Below are 2,352 nucleotides of genomic sequence, written 5' to 3'. Positions count from 1 at the left end.
GGCTAAGCCTGCGGCTGTCGGTCCGGTTGCACCGCGAGGTGCGCAATCTTGGCGCTGCTCGCCGGCCGTCAAGACGCGTCAGCGAGCAAGCCATCCGCAGCCGGCACGGCGGTCGCGCGGCGCGCTACGGCCATGGAGCGACGCCAATGACGTGCTCGCCCGACCGTTTCCCGAGGAGGATCAAGCCTCGCCCAGGATCGGAAGGACCTCGCGCTGCCAAGCCGTATTAACCGCGACTGCGGTGCCGCCGTAAAATGCGGCGAGCGCCGACGCGATCATGAGGTAGCCGCCAATCCGACCCGTCTGGGTCCAGCCCGCGAGCAGCGACAAGCCAGCCAACAGATAGCCGAGGCCAGCAAATCCGGTCATCAGCATGGCAACCACATTGATGCGCCATGCTGCGATAGACAATGATAGTGCGACATAGCCAAATGATTCCAGCATGCATCCTTGCAGCAGGTCAGAGGCGCGTCCTTGCGGCAATAATCCACCCGCTTCCACCAGGAGCAGCAGGCCGCGCGTGAGATTCAGCGCACCGAGCGAGCAGAACGCACTGGCGAGAAACGCATTGTTGCGCCGATAAAGAAACAGCCCGGCGATGAACGGCACGAGTCCGGAATAGACCAGTAGCGTGGGAAAAAGCATCGTTGCCTGGCCGACGGCGATCGCACCCGCTTCGAACAGACCGGTGACGCCGAGCCCGGAAGCGGATGACCAGAAGCCGAGCGAGGCGGCATCCCCGAAGGAGGCGATAGTGTGGCCTTCCAAACCGCGCACGGTGTCCTCGCCAAGATGCGAGAACACCGGACCGCCTCGGGCCCACACACCTTGCACCGGCCGTTTCGCCGCCTCGTTGCGCAGCTCCAAAATGTCGTCCATCACAATTCCTTCCCTCGAACAGAGCCTCGCGAGGCGCTGCTCTTGCGAAACGGCGCTTGATCACGTCTGTTCCTATCACGACGCTCCCTGCGACCCGGGGTCAGCTGTGCTGGAAAGCGATTTTGCGGCTATCGACCGCAGCGTGGCGAGGGCGACGAGACGGGGAGTTCAACTGTCGTGCTCCGCCGCTCCTCTTGGCAGCCACACGCGGTGAACCCGTGTCGTCAAACAGGCCGAGACGGACGCCTCGCATCACCACGCGTCCAGCGCCTCGAGCTCAGCGGCATGGATGTCCGCGCAGGTGATGTCGAGTTCGACGCGGAGGCGTAAAGTAAGGCAACTCGAGCCAGCGGCCTCCATGGAGGCGCCCGATCGCGCAAGTCCGAATGCGTCGTCGCGGATCAACAGGCCAGGATCAACAGGCCACGATCAACATGGCCATGGCGCGCAGTCAGCCGCTGACGAATGCGGCCAACCGCTCGCCCTGACTTGCCGAGCCATCACTCTGGCAGAACGGTCGTCAACTCAGCCGCATTCGCGTTCGTCACGCTGCCATTCAGAATGTTGGTCAAATCCACATTTTTTCCGTAGTAGTTGCGGTCGTCTTCTCGGTTCGAAGTGATATCGGTCACGCTGATCGTTGCTCCGATGTAGGCGCCAGCCGTATCCGACCACAAAACGATGTCGCTCTTGCCCCAGGATTCCTGGGAGTTGTCGGAATAGTTGGCGATCGATATCCCGGCTCCAGCGTTCAGCGAAAAGCTGTCCGACCGCCTGAAGGCGTCCACCGCCTTTTGGTTCATCAGCACGAAGACAACCGCGCCGCCGGAACCGCCAACCTGAGGTCCGACGCTAATGCCTCCGAGGTCGTAAAATGCCGGATCGCTCCATTTTCCGTTCTCGTGAACCGTGAGCAATCCAGCTCCGCCGCGTGCGCCGACGACGAGGGCGCCCCGGCCGAACTCGGGAACGATGTAAAGGCCTTTTGCCGTCTTGACGAGCTGTGCGAGCTTGTTGTCGGCTTCCATCTTCTTGATCACGCCGACCGAGTCGTTCACGAGCGCCTGTCCGGCGCCGCCATTGCTGTTGCGTGTCGGCGCAGCACCCGTGGTCATCGACCGCGAGCCGGTGGCGGCAAGATCGCTCGAATTGCCCGGCGCGGCCGCCACCGAAGGCCCTTTGGGCTGCGGCAGGTTTTCCGCCCGCTGGAGATGCTTTTCCAGGATCGGAACGGACGCTTTGGCCCAGGATTTCAAGCCGGCCTCCTTGTCGTCTGAGCCGGTCCCGGCATAATCGGTGAAGATCTTGATTGCCGCTTCATGGCCCTTGATCTGGCTTTCCCGATATTGCCGTTCGAAAGCTGCGCCCGACAACGATTTCAACTCTTGCAGCTTCTGCCGATGCTCGCTGTCGAGGCCTGAAGGAATCGTGACGTTCGGCATGCTGGCCACCTGGTTCTTCAGGTCGTCTGCC

General features: G+C 62.3%; 2 protein-coding genes. Both read right to left on the bottom strand.

Annotation, left to right across the window (positions count from 1 at the left end; translation table 11 throughout):
• Window positions 1-180: 180 nt before the first annotated feature.
• A complete protein-coding gene (locus tag WCB02_RS10120) occupies window positions 181-867 on the bottom strand; it encodes a GPR1/FUN34/YaaH family transporter (protein WP_423957929.1) in 687 nt (228 codons plus the stop codon).
• Window positions 868-1,379: 512 nt separating this feature from the next.
• Window positions 1,380-2,330: a YSC84-related protein gene (locus WCB02_RS10115; protein ID WP_423957931.1), complete on the bottom strand. Its 951-nt coding sequence runs from the start codon at window positions 2,328-2,330 to the stop codon at window positions 1,380-1,382.
• Between the last annotated feature and the right edge of the window lie 22 nt (window positions 2,331-2,352).

This window comes from Bradyrhizobium sp., from assembly GCF_049581145.1.
In the GTDB taxonomy this organism is placed as follows: domain Bacteria; phylum Pseudomonadota; class Alphaproteobacteria; order Rhizobiales; family Xanthobacteraceae; genus Bradyrhizobium.
The sequence above is the reverse complement of the archived record's forward strand: the minus strand, read 5'-3'. Positions and strand labels throughout refer to the sequence as shown.